This window comes from Flavobacterium marginilacus (genome assembly GCF_026870155.1).
Lineage (GTDB): Bacteria > Bacteroidota > Bacteroidia > Flavobacteriales > Flavobacteriaceae > Flavobacterium > Flavobacterium marginilacus.
In genome coordinates, this window is record NZ_CP113975.1 from 15,527 (window position 1) to 29,963 (window position 14,437).

Consider the following 14,437-nt stretch of genomic DNA (forward strand, 5'->3'; position numbering starts at 1 on the left):
AATATTAAAAGTTCAATTCGTGTTTTAATTTTTATTTGGATTGGAGATTATTTTTCGTCACCCAAAAAAGAATGTGCTGTAGTATCTTGATATTCTTCTCCGTTTTCTTTTTGTAATTTCAATTGTTTAATCCAATAAACGATAGCAACTGCACAAATAATCATAAAGATCCAGTTGATAGTATTGGCACCAAACCAAGTTTTAAGTTCTAATGAACGCAAAAAGTCTAAGGGAGCGAATAAAATATTTACGAATAAGTATTGAATTCCTTCAAAAAATGATGTCATAATATATCTCTTTAATTTTTTTATTATTTTTTTTGTTTTGGAATTTTGAACGTTAAAAAAAAGAATTCATCAGAATCTTTTTTAATCTTGCCTAATTCCTTTTTAAACAAGTATTATATTTACAGTCACAAAAGTATAAAATATCCTTATGATAACAAGTGTTTTTAGAAAATCTACACCATTTAATTTTTCTTTGGTTGTTATTTTAATGCTGGTTTTCTTTTTTCTATATCAAATTCAAGATGTAACTTGGACTAATTCTGTTATTCTTATTCTTCAAAAAACCGGTTTATTTCTGATTTTATTTGCAACCGTTTTTCTTACTAGTTTTATATCCAAAAAGAATGGACTGAGCAGGGACAGTACTTACACGGCTTTTTTTGCTTTTTTATACTTGATTTTTTTTCCAGATTTATTCAACAATCCCAATTTAATTCTGTCCAATTTTTTTGTTCTCTTGGCCATTCGAAGGCTTATTTCTCTGCAGACGCTGAAAGAATCAAAAGAGAAGCTTTTTGATGCTTCATTGTGGATTTTTATTGCAGCTTTATTTCAATTTTGGAGTATTTTATATATCCTTTTGGTATTTATATCGGTCATATTTCATGTTTCCAGTGATTATAGAAATTGGGTTATTCCATTTATAGCTCTTTTTGCTGTGTCTATTTTATTTGCTGCCTGCTCTTTAATTTTTGATATAAACAGCATTGCATTTTTAAAAGAGAGCAGCCAAATAGATTTTGACATTGATTATTTCACTAATAATTATCAAAACGCCTCTTTTTCTATATACATTACTGTGGCATTATTTTTTATAATTTCGACTTTTTCCACCTTATCGAGCAGACCTTTGGTGCTGCTTTCATCTTATAAAAAAGTTATTGCATCATTCTTTATCGGAATTTTAGTTTTTGTTCTATCTGCCAATAAAAGCAATGAAACACTGGTTTTTACATTTGCACCATTGGCGATTCTGTCAACATCTCATATCGAAATATCGCAGCCTAAACTGAAAGAAGAAATTGTGTTATTTGTGCTTTTGGCGTGCAGTTTATTTGCATTTTTCTCCCAGTTATAATTTGGTTCCATAAGAGAGATCCCCGGCATCACCCAATCCAGGGACAATATAGCTTTTATCATTAAGTTTTTCATCGAGTGAAGCAATCCAAAGATGGCATACATCTGGTAAATTTTGTTTTAGATAAGCAACGCCTTCAGGAGCGGCAATAATTACAGCAATATGGATTTCTTTGGGAGTGCCCCGTTCGGTTAATTTATTAAAAACGGCAGCAATAGATTGTCCGGTAGCAAGCATAGGGTCTACCAGCAAAATATTTTTTCCGTTAAAATCGGCAACTGCCTGATAATCTAAATGAATTTCAAAAAAATCATCATTATTGGGATGATGTCTGTAGGCCGAAATAAAACCATTTTCTGCATTGTCAAAGTAGTTTAAAAAACCTTGGTGTAAAGCTAATCCTGCCCTCAGGATAGAACATACAACCAGCTGATCAGCAATTTCGGTAGTTTTTTTAATGCCAAGAGGGGTTGTAGTTTCGACATCTTTGTATTGAAAAGACTGACTCATTTCGTAAGCCATAATTTCGCCGATACGCTCTATGTTTCTGCGAAAACGCATACTGTCTTTTTGAATATCAACATTACGGATTTGACTTAAAAAATGATTCAGCACGCTATTTTTCTCCGATAAATAATGAATTTCCATGGAATTGTGATTAGAAATTTAATTTGTGTCGTTTTTTTATACTATCAAAAGTATAAAAAGTATCTTTGTGTTTCTAAAATCATAAAGATATGTTTTCAAAATTAGCTTATTCAGTATTTGAGCAAAGTATAAAAGATTATCATGTATTTGATAATGTTGACCAGCCTATAAACAATCCTTTTCCAAAAGATAAATTCGAACATTTATTGTACCTAAAAAATTGGATTGACACTGTTCAATGGCATTATGAAGATATTATTCGTGATCCGAATATTGATCCAGTTGCTGCTTTGACATTAAAGAGAAAAATTGATGCTTCGAACCAGGAACGTACTGATATGGTAGAATATATCGACAGTTATTTTCTTCAAAAATACAGCCAGATAGTTGTTAAAAATGGTGCAAAAATTAACTCCGAAAGTCCAGCTTGGGCATTTGACAGATTGTCTATTTTGGCTTTGAAAATTTATCACATGAATGAGGAAGCTACACGTGCCGAAGCTTCACAGGATCACAGAGATAAATGTCAGGCAAAATTGAATATCCTTTTGGAACAAAGAAGCGATTTGTCGACGGCAATCGAAGAATTATTGACAGACATCGAAAACGGAGATAAATTCATGAAAGTGTACAAACAAATGAAAATGTACAATGACGATGAATTGAACCCTGTTTTGTATCAAAATAAGAAGTAAGTAAAATTTATTTGAACCATTAAGGAATTAAGAGAATTAAGCAACACTTAATAAACTTAATCTCTTAATGGTTTTTTTATATCAATAGTTAATTGCAAAAAAAAATCCAACATATCGCAGTCATGAGACTCTCTGCAATGGGTGATGTTGCGATGACCGTTCCTGTTTTGCGTGCTTTTGCGAATCAGTATCCGGAAATAAAAATCACGGTAATTTCGAGGCCTTTTTTCAAACCTTTTTTTGACGGAATTCCAAATCTTTCTTTTTTTGCTTTTGATGAAAAACAAAGACATAAAGGTTTCTTTGGACTGCTTCGGTTATTTCAGGATTTGAAAAACTTGCAGATTGACGCTTTTGCCGATCTGCATAATGTTTTGCGTTCCAAAGTCGTTCGTACGCTTTTTGCCTTGAGCGGAAAAAAAATCGCTTCAGTTGACAAAGGCAGAGAAGAAAAAAAAGCCCTTACCCGTGCCGAAAACAAAATCTTCAAACCACTCACAACGATGTTTGAAAGACACGAAAAAGTCTTTGACGAACTTGGTTTTCCAGTAGATTTATCAAATCCGGAGTTTCCAAAAAAATCAATTTTAGACGAAGAAGTGATCGGTATAATTGGAGAAAATAACCAAAAACTTATCGGAATTGCTCCTTTTGCACAATACGATTCCAAAGTATATCCTCAAGATTTAATGCAGGAAGTTATCAATCTGATGGCAGAAAATAAGAGTCAAAAAATCCTTCTTTTTGGAGGAGGAAAAAAAGAAATCGAAATTTTAAATCAGCTAAGTTTAGGCAAAGAGAATGTCATCAATATGGCTGGAAAAATTAAGTTTCCTCAGGAATTACAGCTCATCAGTAATCTGGATGTAATGCTTTCTATGGATTCTGGAAATGCTCATATTGCGGCGATGCTGGGTGTAAAGGTGATTACGCTTTGGGGCGCAACTCATCCGTATGCCGGTTTTTCACCTTTTAATCAGCCACTGGAAAATGCTTTGGTTTCGGATAGAAATTTGTTTCCAAAAATACCAACTTCTGTATATGGGAATAAAATTACTGAAGGCTATGAAGATGCTATGCGAACAATTTCTGCAGACTCTATTATTAAGCAATGTAAAAATATATTGTATTCATAATTTAAAGGCTTGTATTAACCCAATCCTTATTTCTTTTTCCGATGGGATAATTATCAAATTATTAACAATTATCCTATCGAATATTAATAAACAAAATACTACTTTAGTTTCAAAAAATATTAGCTTATAAAAATTGTTGTCCAATAGGAATATTAAATAATTTTCCAATCTTTTTCCTTATCTGGAGAAGACTTAGTGAAGAAAAATTAATAAATTAATTTTCTATTTTGTTTGGTATACAATTAATTAGTAATAACTCACTTTTTATCTGAAGTTTCTAAAGAATTTTGAAGACTTAATACGAAATATATAAAATTTTTATGCCGAAAATTACACTTACAATTGCATTTTTGTTCTTATTTTCTTTATCTGCGTTTTCTCAAAAAGCAAATCTCTCTGGTGTTTTAACAGAGGATAGCGAAAAAACCCCTGTTTATAATTCAGTTGTAGCTTTATTAACCCCTAAAGATTCTATTCTATATAAATTTACCCGATCGGATAAAGAGGGAAAGTTTAACTTCAAAAATGTAAAGTCAGGAAATTATATCTTGATGACAGCACATAGCTTATATGCCGATTATTTAGATTCCATATCCGTTGTTGAAAAGGATAAAAATATAGGAACGATTGCTTTGATAAGCAAAATGAAACTGCTTCGAGAAGTAATTATAAAAACCGGTTCTATTCGTATTAAAGGTGATACTACAAGTTACAGAGCAAGCGATTTTAAAGTCGATGCCAATGCAAATGTCGAAGAATTACTAAAAAAACTGCCAGGAATTCAGGTTGATAAAAATGGTACTATAAAAGCTATGGGGGAAAAAGTAGAAAAAGTATTGGTAGATGGCGAAGAATTTTTTGGAGATGATCCTGGTATGGCTGTAAAAAATCTGCGTGCAGATGCAGTAAAAGAAGTACAGGTTTTTGATAAAAAAAGCGATCAGGCGGAGTTTACAGGAATTGACGATGGCGAGACAAAAAAAACAATTAATTTAAAATTGAAGGAGGACAAAAAGAAAGGGTATTTTGGTAAAATAGATGCCGCGAACGGACCATTAATAGCAATTGCCCCAAGGTATAATACAAATGTTCTGTTAAGCAGTTTTAAGGGGAAAAGAAAACTATCTGCTTTTTTATTAAATGGCAATACAGGTCAAGATGGCTTGGACTGGCAAGATAGTGAGAAATATGGTACGAGAGATGATAATGTTAATATGAGCATGGATGATGATGGAAATATAAATTATGAATGGACAGGAGGGAATACAGATGATGAACCTTATGTTGATACTCAAAATGGTTTTATCAAAAACACTAATGCAGGATTGCAGTACAGTAACAAGTGGAATGATAAACAAACACTAAATGTTTCTCCAAAATATAATAATCAGATTTATACAAACACTAACAGCAGGAGCACTCAGACGCAAGTAGGTCAATCTCAATTGAATGAGAACACAGCAACAGTAAGTAATGTAAATCGAAGTAATTTTAAGTTAAATGTTGCTTATGATGTAAAATTAGATTCGGTAAATTCGATAAAATTTACTGCGAAAACCAATTTATACAAGACCGATAGTGATGAATTTATAAATGGAACTACCACTGGAGATAATGGATTGTTAAAAAACAAACAGGAAAAAACATTTACTACAGATTCAGACAAGCAGTCTTTTTCGGCAAGCATTTTGTTTAAGCATAAATTTGCTAGAGCCAGACGTACATTCTCTGTAAACAGCAGCTGGAACAGTCTAAATACCAATTCAAATAATTTTTTAAAATCTTCAAACGAAAGTTATGATGGAGGTGTTTTCTCGAGCAGGAATGATATAAATCAAAATAAAACTGGTGAGAAATCAAACCAAAATATTGCTGTCAATATTGCTTATACAGAGCCTGTAGGAAAGAAATTTGCATTGCAGCTTGCCTATCAAATTACGCATAACAGCGGAGATAGTAATTATTTGACTTATAATTATTCAGACGTTACTGGTAATTATGATTCGCTGGATCATTCTTTATCTAACGAGTTCAATCAGAGTATAACAACCAATAAGCCAATTATAAAATTGAGTTACAATGCCAAAAAAATAAATTATAGTTTTGGAAGTGGTTTTGGTTTTACTTCATTTGATTTACAGGATCAGACTTTAGATAAAGAGTACAAACGTAATTATACTAATTTTTATCCAGCAGCAAATTTGTCTTATAAATATGCAAGTAACAGTAATTTGCGTTTTAGATATGAAGGAGGAACTAAACAGCCAACATTAGACCAATTACAGCCTTTGAGAAACAATCAGGATTTTTTTAATCAAATTATTGGTAACCCTGATTTAAAGCAGTCTTTTACTAATAGTATAAACATATCGAATAGCAGTTATAGTATCTTGACAGAATCCCAATTCTATCAAAATATATCTTTTAGAACAACAACAAATTTAATTTCCTATAATAAAGATATCGATTCAGAAAGTGCCAAAACAACCACCAAACCCATAAATACAAACGGTAATTTTTCTGCCAATTTATATTTTGCTTATGGATTTAAAGTAAAGAAATTGGATTTACGAATTTATTGCAATCCATCAGTTAGCTACAACAAATCAATAATTAGTATTAATAACGTACTTAATGATTCTAAGACTCTAAATTCTGGATTATCAGTTTATTTAAATAAATTCAAGGAAAAGAGGTATGAGATCAGTTTAAGTAATACTTTTTTGAATAATAGAAACAGTACTTCTTTAAATGACGATATAAAATCATTTAACACTAATAATTTGTCGTTGGATATGGGTATTTATTTTAGAGAAAAATGGAAATTATCCACAGATTATAATTTATACTCTCGTCAAAAAACGGTAGATTTTCAAACTAATCTCAACAATCAATTGTGGAATGCAAGACTTCAGCGGACCTTCAAAAAAGATGAGTTTACGGCCTATATTATGGTACGTGATATTTTGAATCAAAATATTGGAATCAATAGATATGTGTATGAAAATGTAACTGGAGAGGAAAGAAACGACAGGCTTCAAAGATATGCTATGTTAGGTTTTACTTGGAATTTTAAAAACAAATGAGAGTAAAAAAATAAATTAGTATTTCCTTAGTACCAGAATATACACTTTGGCAATGCTATTTCGATATTTTTTAAAGCAGAATCCCAAAAAAATAATTATCAAAAGTCAAAATATGAAATCAATATTTTTTTTTATTGCAATACTAATTTCTACAACGAGCTCAAAAGCGCAGCAATTTATAGATAAAGCAGTAGTTGAATATGAAGTAAGCACCAATCTCAAAAAAACGATGAGTAATGATAGCTGGGACGAGAAGATGAAAGAAAACATTTCCGACTTAAAAATATCGTATTACACATACACTTTTGAAAACAATAAAAGCATTTACAAATTTGACAGGTGGAGCCCAAAAACAAGAATACCAAAAAATGAAAAAGATGCAGATGAAGAAAACAGCTGGTATTCTGATTTTACCAGCGGAACAATGAGTATGCAAAAGCAAATAGTTGGAACTAATTTTGTGGTAGTCGACAGTATATTAAATATTGAATGGAAGATTACAAACGAAAATAGAGAAATAGCAGGTTATAATTGTCGAAAAGCGGTGGGCAGAATAATGAATGATGTGTATGTATTTGCTTTTTACACAAACGATATAACCATATCTGGAGGTCCGTGTACAGTAAATGGTTTGCCGGGTTTAATATTAGGGCTTTCCATACCAAGATTATACACCTCATTTATTGCAACAAAGGTAGATTTAAAAAGGATCGATAAACCCGAAATAAAACCCATTAGTGCTAAAAAAGTGTATGATTTGGCAGGGCTGAAGTCATTGATAGAAGATAAAACAAAAGATTGGTTTATCTATGGCGATGATAAAGAAGAAAATAAAAGACAAAAAAATATGTTTTTGTGGAATGCTTTTTTATAATTTTCAAAAACTTTAAACCTCATTATTCAAAGCAAAGACTGCAAAAGGATTCATAGCCAAATTCCGTTTTCCCTGCATCTTGTAATCAAAAATCTTTTTAGATTAGAAATAGATTCTTCAAAATCAGGTGGTTCTAACCCGAATCTTAAAAATTCCTGCTGTTGTTTTTCTGTTGCTTCGCATGCTTTTACGATTTCTTTTAGCATATCGAGCATAATGAGCTGCTTGTTTCCGTTTTGATCAAATTTCAAATCAGCCAGTTCGTCCTGTAATTTTTCGCAATAGCCTAAAAGATGCTCTACTTCATTTTCTTCAAGAAGATGAGGCTTGTTTTTGAATAATTCTCTCGGGTTTTTCATATAAAAAATGCGATTAGTATTCGAAAATAAGACTGAACCAGACCCTGTAAAATTCTGATTGCTATTAGATTCTAAAATAAGCTATCTAAAATTTATTTCTAAACATCATCATAATCTACTTTTATCGTAGCTGTAGTCGGATGTGCTTGACAAGTCAGGATTAAACCTTCGGCAATTTCTTTTTCAGTAAGAATTGAGTTTTTCTTCATTTCGGCTGCGCCTTCTGTTACTCGGGCGAGACAGCTGCTGCAAATACCGCCTTGGCAGGAATAAGGAGCGTCTATTCCCTGTTTTAGGGCAGCATCAAGAATGCTCTGTTTTTGAGACATTTCAAAACTTGTTTCTTCATCATCAACCAAAACTGTAATTTTAGAATGACCGCTTAAGGATTGACTGATAGTCTGTTCTTTAGAAGAAGAAGTGAAAAGCTCGAATTTTATAGCCGATTCTTTTACGTTTTTTTCTTTTAGAACATTAGAAACGGTATTGATCATTTCTTCGGGACCGCACAAATAAAATTTGTCAAATTCCATTGTAGCATGCTTTGTATTCAATGTATAATTTACAGCTGCTTTGTCAATTCGTCCAAACAATGCATTTTCGGCATTAACTCTGCTGTATACATAATCAACAAACAGACGGCCAACATACTGCAGCTGTAAATCGTGCAGTTCCTGATGAAAAATAGTTTCTTCAGGAGATTTGTTTCCGTATACTAGTGTAAAGGAACTTTTCGGCTCACTTTTCAAAACAGATTTTATGATGGATAAAATTGGAGTAATTCCGCTTCCTGCTGCAAAAGCGATATAGCTTTTTTGGCGGTCATTTTCAGGTTCAAAAATAAATTTCCCTTCTGGTTTTCCTACCTCTAGGATATCACCAGCCTTTAATTTTGTATTTGCAAATTGTGAAAAAAGACCGTCTTTTACTGCTTTTACTGCAATTCTCAATTCACCGCTTCCAGGTGCTGAACAGATAGAATAGGCACGACGGATTTCGGTATTGTCTAATGTCAATCGTAAATTAATGTATTGACCGGCTATGAAATCATAATTGGATTTTAATTCTTCGGGTACATTAAAAAGTATAGAAACGGCATCTTTGGTTTCGCGTTTTACTTCTTTTACAATTAATTTTAGAAAATTTGGCATGAGATTGTTTTTTTGCAAAAGTAATAAAACTATTTAGGATTAAAAGAATATCATACAGTTCAAAATAGTTTTTACTTTTTTTTGTGTAACATTTTCCTACTCTAAAAGACTCATTTATAAAACCAAAATAAAAAACCATGTTTGCAAAATTTATTTATCTTGAATGGAAATCTTTTACGAGATCAGCTTCTTTCGCTTCAAGTCTGGCCTTGAAAATATTGATGGGATTTCTGGTTCTTTATTTTACTGTTCTTTTCTTAGCAATGGGTGTTGGAGCATTTTATATTCTAAAGAAAATGCAGCTGGATCCGTTGGTTACAGTAAACAAGTTCTTAATTTATTACTTTGTAATGGATTTGATTGTACGCCTTTTGCTTCAGGCAATTCCAGTGATGAACATTAGGCCTTTATTAACGCTGCCTTTTAAGAGACCAACAATTGTTCATTTTTCTTTAGGAAAAACAGCTTTATCTTTTTTTAATGTAACGCATGCATTTTTCTTTGTTCCTTTTTGCGCTGTTTTGCTATATGAAGGCTATGATCCAATAAGCGTTATTCTTTGGGGAACAGCTCTTTTTTCATTAGTTTACTGCAATAATTTTTTGAATATTTTATTGAATAACAAAGATAATTTACTGGGTGTTTTTATTGCGGTAACAGTAATTTTGGCTGGATGCCAATATTATAAAATCTTTGATGTTACAGCTTATGTTTATCCGTTTTTTGAAGCGTTATTTCATACCAAATGGGCTTTTATAATTCCAGTGCTGGTCTTGTCCGGTCTCTATTATTGGACATATAATTATCTAAAAGGCGATTTGTATCTGGATGCGGGATTATCTGTCAAAAATGATATTGCCAAAACAGAAAACCTGACTTGGTTAAATCAATTTGGGACTTTAGGAACATTTTTGAAAAACGACATTAAATTAATCAAAAGAAATAAACGCTCAAAAACGACAGTTGGAGTCAGTATAATGTTTTTGTTTTATGGTTTACTATTTTTCTCGGGCGGAGTAGAGGCATATGATAAACCAATAATGCACATTTTTGCAGGAATATTTGTCTCGGGCGGATTTTTATTCACTTTTGGACAGTTTGTTCCAAGTTGGGACAGTTCTTATTATCAATTGATGATGACACAGAATATTCCGTATCGCGGTTATTTGAGTTCCAAATGGTGGCTTGTAGTTATTGCAACTGTTATTTCTACAATTTTAGCATCGTTCTATTTGTATTTTGGCTGGCAGGTATATCTTACCATAGTTGCTGGAGCGATTTATAATATAGGTGTTAATTCACATCTTGTATTATTAGGAGGAGCTTTTACAAAAACACCAATCGATTTATCAATGTCAAAAGGGGCTTTTGGTGATAAAAAATCATTTAATGTAAATACAATGCTGCTTACATTGCCAAAATTACTCTTACCGGTATTTTTATATTGGCTGGGTTCCTATTTAATGAATCCAAAACTGGGACTTGCTTTTGTAGCTTTGGCCGGGGTATTAGGGTTTATGTGTAGAAATGTAGTTTTTTTAATGATAGAAAAAATTTATAAAAAAGAGAAATATAAAACTATCGAAGCCTACAAACAGAAACAATAACAATTTCAATGAAAAGCGTAGAATAATATTGAAATTTTTAAATCCAAAATCAGCAATCTAAAATTAGAAATTACCATGATACAAGTAAATAATCTTTCCAAAAAATACAGCGAGACAACCGTTTTAAATATAGAATCATTAGAAATTCCAAAAGGACAGAGTTTCGGATTAGTGGGCAATAATGGAGCAGGAAAAACTACTTTTTTCAGTTTATTACTGGATTTAATTCACCCTACAACAGGAAGTATTTTAAATCATGAAATTCAGGTAAATAAGAGCGAAGACTGGAAACCTTTCACTGCTTCTTTTTTAGACGAGAGTTTTCTGATAGGATATTTAACTCCCGAAGAATATTTTTATTTCATTGGAGATTTAAGAGGTCAAAACAAAGCTGATGTTGATGCACTGTTGGCGCAGCATGAAGAGTTTTTCAATGGTGAAATTCTTAAAAATAAAAAATACTTAAGAGATTTGTCAAAAGGAAATCAAAAGAAAGTTGGGATCATTGCAACTTTGATTGGTAATCCAGAAGTCATTATCCTAGACGAGCCTTTTGCTAACCTGGATCCAACAACAGTAATCAGACTCAAAAAAATAATTAAAGAACTGGCAGATAATCCAAACGTAACAATATTGGTTTCCAGCCATGATCTGCAGCACACAGTTGAAGTTTGCGATAGAATTGTAGCTCTTAATAAAGGAGAATTGGTAAAAGATATTCAGACTTCAAAAGAAACGCTGCAGGAATTGGAATTGTTTTTTGCGGTTTAAATTTATATATTACAAAAAGAAACGTATTTTTACAAGTCATTATACTAAAATACTTTTTAGAAAGTTTAATGATTTAAACGTTTTCCCTTGAACAGCAATACGTCAAAATACATTTTAGCCATAATCTTTATATCTTTCCTGGTAGCCTGTTCTACCAAGAAGGATACTTTTTTGGCTAGAAATTCTCATGCTTTGAGTACAAAACTCAATATATTGTACAATGGACAAATTGCTTTAGACAAAGGCATCAAAGGAATAAATGACAATACTGCCGAAAATTTCTGGAAACGGCTGCCAGTCGAAAAAATGCAGATTACAGATGATGTGCCAGTGGATGGAAAATCTAAAAATGCCGATTTTGAATTAGCTGAGGCCAAAGCAACCAAAGCCATTCAGAAGCACTCTATGAATATTGGCGGGCATGAAAAAAACTATCAGATAGATGAGGCTTATTTATTGCTGGGAAAATCGAGATATTACGATCAAAGATTTATTCCTGCGCTAGACGCATTTAATTACATTCTTTATAAATATCCCAACAGCAGTAATATTTATGATGCAAAGATTTGGCGAGAAAAAACAAATGTCCGTTTAGGAAATGAAGCGGTCGCTATAAAAAATATTTCAAAACTCATTAAAGACAATGAGTATATGAAAAAAGATATTAAAAAACAGAAGCTAAACAAGCAGGAATTCGCTAATGCGAACGCAATCTTGGCCAGTGCTTTTTTAAATTTAGAAGAGAAAGACAGTGCTGTAGCAAAGTTAAAACTAGCTAATCAATTCACCAGAATTCATGAGGAGAGAGAGCGTTATTCTTTTTTGCTAGGCCAGCTGTATGAAGAATCGGGGCAAAAAGACAGTGCTATTTATTTCTATCAGACGGTTATCGACATGAATAGAAAAGCCGAAAGAAAATTTGTTATCCAGGCCTACGCAAAAAAAGCGCAATTGTCAGATTACAAGGATGAGGACTACGACCTGTTTGTCAAAAAATCTAAAAAGATTATGGAAGACAGAGAAAACAGACCCTATCTGGATGTGATTTATCATAGTATCGGAATCTTTTATGATCATCATAATGAAAAAGAAAAAGCTTTAGATTTTTACAATGCTTCTTTAGAAAAAAAATCTTCTGACTCCTATTTGAATGCTTCCAATTATAGAAACATTGGAAATTTGTATTTCAAGCATACTGAATATCTCAGTGCGGCCAAAAGCTATGATAAATGTTTGGGACTATTGGATCCTAAAACCAGAGAGTTTCTTCAGATTTCAAAAATCAGAAAAAATTTAGATCAGGCTATTGTTAATGAGACAATCGCTAAAAGAAATGACAGCATTATTTATGTATATAATTTAAAAGAGCCTGAGCAGATTGTCTACTACGAGAATTATATTCAAAAATTAAAAAGCAGTGATGAGCTTAAAAAACTGTTAGAGGAGAAACAGAAAAAAATAGAAAATAACATTTTGTTAAATGGAAATCAAAATAATCCAGATCCAGCAATTCCTAATCCAAATGTAGAATCTATAAGTTTACCGGCTAATATTCCTGATACGCCTTCATCTCCAATTGCTAATACCTTTTATTTTTATAATCCGAATACGGTGGCGTATGGAAAATTAGAGTTTAAGAGAATCTGGGGAAACAGGATTCAAAACAGTTATTGGAGATTTTCATCGGGAGCAAATTCAGGAGCAGCTTCTGGAGCAAACGCTGCAGGAGAAATCACTGTTGCACCATCAGATGATAAACGAGCCGCTCCAATGGCTGTGAATGAGAAATATACCACTGATTATTATCTGAAGCAATTGCCAAAATCACAAAAAGAGATTGATAGTATAAGCAAAGAAAGAAATGCAGTTTATTATGAATTAGGAGTTATTTATAAAGAAAAGTTCAAAGAATACGATTTGGCTTCCAATAGATTAGAACAATTATTATTGTACCAGCCTGAAGAAAAACTAATTATTCCCACTAAATACAATTTATATAAAATCTACGAAATTACTAATGCTGCTAAAGCAGAAGGCATTAAAAAGGAGTTAGTAAGCCAATACCCTAATTCGAGATATGCACAGATTATTACAAATTTAAATACGGCTCAAGGAGCAGGCATAGGTACTCCGGAAGGGGAATATGATAATTTATACCGACAGTTTAAGCAGGAATCTTTTGCATTAGTTTTGAGTCAGGTCGATGGTTTAATCAGCAATTTTGCAGGTGAAGCTATTGTACCAAAATTTGAACTGCTGAAAGCAAATACTATAGGAAAGTTATATGGATTGGCAGCTTATAAAAAAGCAATACAATATGTTGCTGATAATTATTCAAACAGTGAAGAAGGAAAAGATGCTGAAGAAATTCTCAAAACCCAGATTCCGCTTTTGGAACAAATGAAATTTAGTACCACGGATAACAATAACTGGAAAGTTGTTTTTAAAATAGATAAAAATGACACTAAACTTGAAACAATAATTGAAAGCAGGATAGCTTTGTTTTTTGCCAATGAAAATGTAGAAAGGCTAAAATATACCTGTGATTCCTATTCTGAAAAGGAAAGTTTTGTTTCAATAACCGGTATACATTCGCAATCGTATGCACAATTCGTTGCTGCTCTTTTTGCTGAGAATGAACAATATAAAATCAGCCAGCCAGGAATTATTATTTCTGGTGAAAATTATAAAATAGTTCAAATCAAGAAAAATTTTGAAGAATATCTTTCATTAAAAAAACTGTAA

At 32.1% G+C, this 14,437-nt stretch carries 12 protein-coding genes; 8 read left to right on the forward strand and 4 right to left on the reverse strand.

Going from position 1 to position 14,437, the window contains the following annotated elements; translation table 11 throughout:
• Nucleotides 1-47 precede the first annotated feature (47 nt).
• Nucleotides 48-287: a DUF6341 family protein gene (locus OZP07_RS00070; RefSeq protein WP_194642506.1), complete on the reverse strand. Its 240-nt coding sequence runs from the start codon at nt 285-287 to the stop codon at nt 48-50.
• Nucleotides 288-435: 148 nt separating this feature from the next.
• On the opposite strand from OZP07_RS00070, the gene OZP07_RS00075 reads away from it, so the two are divergent.
• On the forward strand, nt 436-1,365 hold the full coding sequence (locus OZP07_RS00075; protein WP_281636828.1) for a DUF6427 family protein: 930 nt from the start codon (nt 436-438) through the stop codon (nt 1,363-1,365).
• Here OZP07_RS00075 and upp read toward each other — a convergent pair.
• Nucleotides 1,360-2,013 carry a uracil phosphoribosyltransferase gene (gene upp / locus OZP07_RS00080; protein ID WP_281636829.1) on the reverse strand — a complete coding sequence of 218 codons (654 nt, stop codon included), beginning with the start codon at nt 2,011-2,013 and terminating at the stop codon, nt 1,360-1,362. The two genes, OZP07_RS00075 and upp, sit on opposite strands and share 6 nt — an antisense overlap.
• An 89-nt stretch (nt 2,014-2,102) precedes the next feature.
• Here upp and OZP07_RS00085 point away from each other — a divergent pair, with 89 nt between their 5' ends.
• The 4 genes from OZP07_RS00085 to OZP07_RS00100 all read left to right on the forward strand — a co-directional run bounded on the left by OZP07_RS00085 (nt 2,103) and on the right by OZP07_RS00100 (nt 7,804).
• Entirely contained in the window at nt 2,103-2,708 is a 606-nt protein-coding gene (locus OZP07_RS00085) for a DUF4254 domain-containing protein (protein WP_281636830.1), read from the forward strand.
• 122 nt (nt 2,709-2,830) lie between these two features.
• Entirely contained in the window at nt 2,831-3,844 is a 1,014-nt protein-coding gene (locus tag OZP07_RS00090; protein WP_281636831.1) for a glycosyltransferase family 9 protein, read from the forward strand.
• Nucleotides 3,845-4,164: 320 nt separating this feature from the next.
• Entirely contained in the window at nt 4,165-6,930 is a 2,766-nt protein-coding gene (locus OZP07_RS00095) for an outer membrane beta-barrel protein (RefSeq protein WP_281636832.1), read from the forward strand.
• A 112-nt stretch (nt 6,931-7,042) separates the two neighbouring features.
• On the forward strand, nt 7,043-7,804 hold the full coding sequence (locus OZP07_RS00100; RefSeq protein ID WP_194642513.1) for a GLPGLI family protein: 762 nt from the start codon (nt 7,043-7,045) through the stop codon (nt 7,802-7,804).
• 50 nt (nt 7,805-7,854) lie between these two features.
• Here OZP07_RS00100 and OZP07_RS00105 read toward each other — a convergent pair whose 3' ends face one another.
• Both OZP07_RS00105 and OZP07_RS00110 read right to left on the reverse strand, forming a co-directional pair.
• Nucleotides 7,855-8,163, reverse strand: a complete 309-nt coding sequence (locus OZP07_RS00105) for a hypothetical protein (RefSeq protein ID WP_194642514.1) — start codon at nt 8,161-8,163, stop codon at nt 7,855-7,857.
• A gap of 98 nt (nt 8,164-8,261) precedes the next feature.
• Nucleotides 8,262-9,314 (reverse strand): ferredoxin--NADP reductase, encoded by a 1,053-nt coding sequence (locus OZP07_RS00110; protein ID WP_194642515.1) that lies wholly within the window; start codon nt 9,312-9,314, stop codon nt 8,262-8,264.
• 137 nt (nt 9,315-9,451) lie between these two features.
• On the opposite strand from OZP07_RS00110, the gene OZP07_RS00115 reads away from it, so the two are divergent.
• From OZP07_RS00115 to porW, 3 genes are all read left to right on the forward strand, one after another.
• Nucleotides 9,452-10,921: a DUF5687 family protein gene (locus OZP07_RS00115; RefSeq protein WP_281636833.1), complete on the forward strand. Its 1,470-nt coding sequence runs from the start codon at nt 9,452-9,454 to the stop codon at nt 10,919-10,921.
• 75 nt (nt 10,922-10,996) lie between these two features.
• Nucleotides 10,997-11,692, forward strand: a complete 696-nt coding sequence (locus tag OZP07_RS00120; RefSeq protein WP_194642520.1) for an ABC transporter ATP-binding protein — start codon at nt 10,997-10,999, stop codon at nt 11,690-11,692.
• An 87-nt stretch (nt 11,693-11,779) separates the two neighbouring features.
• Entirely contained in the window at nt 11,780-14,437 is a 2,658-nt protein-coding gene (porW, locus tag OZP07_RS00125) for a type IX secretion system periplasmic lipoprotein PorW/SprE (RefSeq protein ID WP_281636834.1), read from the forward strand.

What these genes read in the sequence shown, in the direction of transcription:
- upp (WP_281636829.1), bottom strand. Translation starts at nt 2,013, where the DNA reads ATGGAAATTCATTATTTATCGGAGAAAAATAGCGTGCTGAATCATTTT.
- OZP07_RS00110 (WP_194642515.1), bottom strand. Translation starts at nt 9,314, where the DNA reads ATGCCAAATTTTCTAAAATTAATTGTAAAAGAAGTAAAACGCGAAACC.
- OZP07_RS00115 (WP_281636833.1), top strand. Translation starts at nt 9,452, where the DNA reads ATGTTTGCAAAATTTATTTATCTTGAATGGAAATCTTTTACGAGATCA.
- OZP07_RS00070 (WP_194642506.1), bottom strand. Translation starts at nt 287, where the DNA reads ATGACATCATTTTTTGAAGGAATTCAATACTTATTCGTAAATATTTTA.
- OZP07_RS00095 (WP_281636832.1), top strand. Translation starts at nt 4,165, where the DNA reads ATGCCGAAAATTACACTTACAATTGCATTTTTGTTCTTATTTTCTTTA.
- OZP07_RS00100 (WP_194642513.1), top strand. Translation starts at nt 7,043, where the DNA reads ATGAAATCAATATTTTTTTTTATTGCAATACTAATTTCTACAACGAGC.
- OZP07_RS00120 (WP_194642520.1), top strand. Translation starts at nt 10,997, where the DNA reads ATGATACAAGTAAATAATCTTTCCAAAAAATACAGCGAGACAACCGTT.
- OZP07_RS00105 (WP_194642514.1), bottom strand. Translation starts at nt 8,163, where the DNA reads ATGAAAAACCCGAGAGAATTATTCAAAAACAAGCCTCATCTTCTTGAA.
- OZP07_RS00090 (WP_281636831.1), top strand. Translation starts at nt 2,831, where the DNA reads ATGAGACTCTCTGCAATGGGTGATGTTGCGATGACCGTTCCTGTTTTG.
- OZP07_RS00085 (WP_281636830.1), top strand. Translation starts at nt 2,103, where the DNA reads ATGTTTTCAAAATTAGCTTATTCAGTATTTGAGCAAAGTATAAAAGAT.
- OZP07_RS00075 (WP_281636828.1), top strand. Translation starts at nt 436, where the DNA reads ATGATAACAAGTGTTTTTAGAAAATCTACACCATTTAATTTTTCTTTG.